A 2,486-nucleotide genomic window follows, 5' to 3' on the forward strand; every position below is an offset into this window, starting at 1 on the left:
CTGTCTGAAGATCGGAGGACCACCTTCGAAGGCTAAGTACTCCTTACTGACCGATAGTGAACCAGTACCGTGAGGGAAAGGTGAAAAGCACCCCGACGAGGGGAGTGAAACAGTACCTGAAACCGAACGCCTACAATCAGTTGGAGCATCCTTGCGATGTGACAGCGTACCTTTTGTATAATGGGTCATCGACTTGGTCTCACGAGCAAGCTTAAGCCGTTAGGTGTAGGCGCAGCGAAAGCGAGTCTTAATAGGGCGTCGAGTTCGTGGGATCAGACCCGAAACCGAGTGATCTAGGCATGGCCAGGTTGAAGATAAGGTAACACTTATTGGAGGACCGAACCCACATCTGTTGAAAAAGATCGGGATGAGCTGTGCCTAGGGGTGAAAGGCCAATCAAACTCGGAGATAGCTGGTTCTCTGCGAAATCTATTTAGGTAGAGCGTCATCCGAATACCCTCGGGGGTAGAGCACTGGATGGGTAATGGGGCCCCACAGGCTTACTGATCCTAACCAAACTCCGAATACCGAGGAGTACTGGATGGCAGACACACGGCGAATGCTAACGTCCGTCGTGGAGAGGGAAACAACCCTGACCTCCGGCTAAGGCCCCTAATTCATGGCTAAGTGGGAAAGCAGGTGAGACGACCAAAACAACCAGGAGGTTGGCTTAGAAGCAGCCATCCTTTAAAGATAGCGTAACAGCTCACTGGTCTAAATAAGTTGTCTTGCGGCGAAGATGTAACGGGGCTCAAGCCATGAGCCGAAGCCGAGGATGCATTAATTGCATGGTAGCAGAGCGTAGTGTGACATAGTTCCATGTGTCCTTATCGTCCCTCGGGACGTATTGGACACAAGGAGCTTTCTGTGAAGCCGGCGCGTGAGCGATCCGGTGGAGAGATCACTAGTGAGAATGATGACATGAGTAGCGACAAAGAGTGTGAGAGACACTCTCGCCGAAAGTCCAAGGGTTCCTGCTTAAAGCTAATCTGAGCAGGGTAAGCCGACCCCTAAGGCGAGGCCGAAAGGCGTAGTCGATGGGAACCAGGTTAATATTCCTGGGCCAGATGGAAGTGACGGATCGCAGGGGTAGTTCATCCTTATCGGATTGGATGGGCTGCTGAGCGGTCCCTGGAAATAGCTCCATCATCAGATCGTACCCTAAACCGACACAGGTGGACAGGTAGAGAATACCAAGGCGCTTGAGAGAACTATGTTGAAGGAACTCGGCAAAATACCTCCGTAAGTTCGCGAGAAGGAGGCCCGGTTCCTAGGCAACTAGGGGCTGGGGGCACAAACCAGGGGGTGGCGACTGTTTATTAAAAACACAGGGCTCTGCGAAGTCGCAAGACGACGTATAGGGTCTGACGCCTGCCCGGTGCCTGAAGGTTAAAAGGAGGAGTGAGAGCTCTGAATTGAAGCCCAGGTAAACGGCGGCCGTAACTATAACGGTCCTAAGGTAGCGAAATTCCTTGTCGGGTAAGTTCCGACCTGCACGAATGGCGTAACGACTTCCCCGCTGTCTCCAACATAGACTCAGCGAAATTGAATTACCGGTCAAGATGCCGGTTACCCGCGGTTAGACGGAAAGACCCCGTGCACCTTTACTACAGCTTCACACTGGCATTAGGCCGAACATGTGCAGGATAGGTGGTGGGCTTTGAAACCGAGACGCCAGTCTCGGTGGAGCCTCCCTTGAGATACCACCCTTGTTCTGCTTGATGTCTAACCGCGGACCGTTATCCGGTTCCGGGACCCTGTGTGGCGGGTAGTTTGACTGGGGCGGTCGCCTCCTAAATCGTAACGGAGGCGCGCGAAGGTTGGCTCAGAGCGGTCGGAAATCGCTCGTTGAGTGCAATGGCAGAAGCCAGCCTGACTGCGAGACTGACAAGTCGAGCAGAGTCGAAAGACGGCCATAGTGATCCGGTGGTCCCAAGTGGGAGGGCCATCGCTCAACGGATAAAAGGTACGCCGGGGATAACAGGCTGATACTGCCCAAGAGTCCATATCGACGGCAGTGTTTGGCACCTCGATGTCGGCTCATCTCATCCTGGGGCTGGAGCAGGTCCCAAGGGTACGGCTGTTCGCCGTTTAAAGAGGTACGTGAGCTGGGTTTAGAACGTCGTGAGACAGTTCGGTCCCTATCTTCCGTGGGTGTAGGATACTTGAGAGGAGTTGCCCCTAGTACGAGAGGACCGGGGTGAACGATCCACTGGTGGACCAGTTGTAATGCCAATTGCAGTGCTGGGTAGCTATGATCGGACAGGATAACCGCTGAAGGCATCTAAGCGGGAAGCCCCCCTCAAAACAAGGTATCCCTGAGAGCCGTGGTAGACCACCACGTCGATAGGCCAGAGATGTAAGCGTAGTAATACGTTCAGTTGACTGGTACTAATTGCTCGATAGGCTTGATTTGATCCAGTAGAAGCAAGACTGCTTACTGATCAAAAGCATACACATACAATCAGTCGTACGTGACTTGGACA

Annotated in this window: 1 rRNA gene; it reads left to right on the plus strand. The window is 53.1% G+C overall.

The features are described from left to right. A 23S ribosomal RNA gene (locus ACGYLI_RS18025) occupies positions 1-2,416 on the plus strand; the annotation flags it as partial. Positions 2,417-2,486: the final 70 nt, after the last annotated feature.

Origin of the sequence: Sulfitobacter sp. 1A13421, assembly GCF_043557285.1 — a bacterium.
GTDB classification, from domain to species: Bacteria; Pseudomonadota; Alphaproteobacteria; order Rhodobacterales; family Rhodobacteraceae; genus Sulfitobacter; species Sulfitobacter faviae.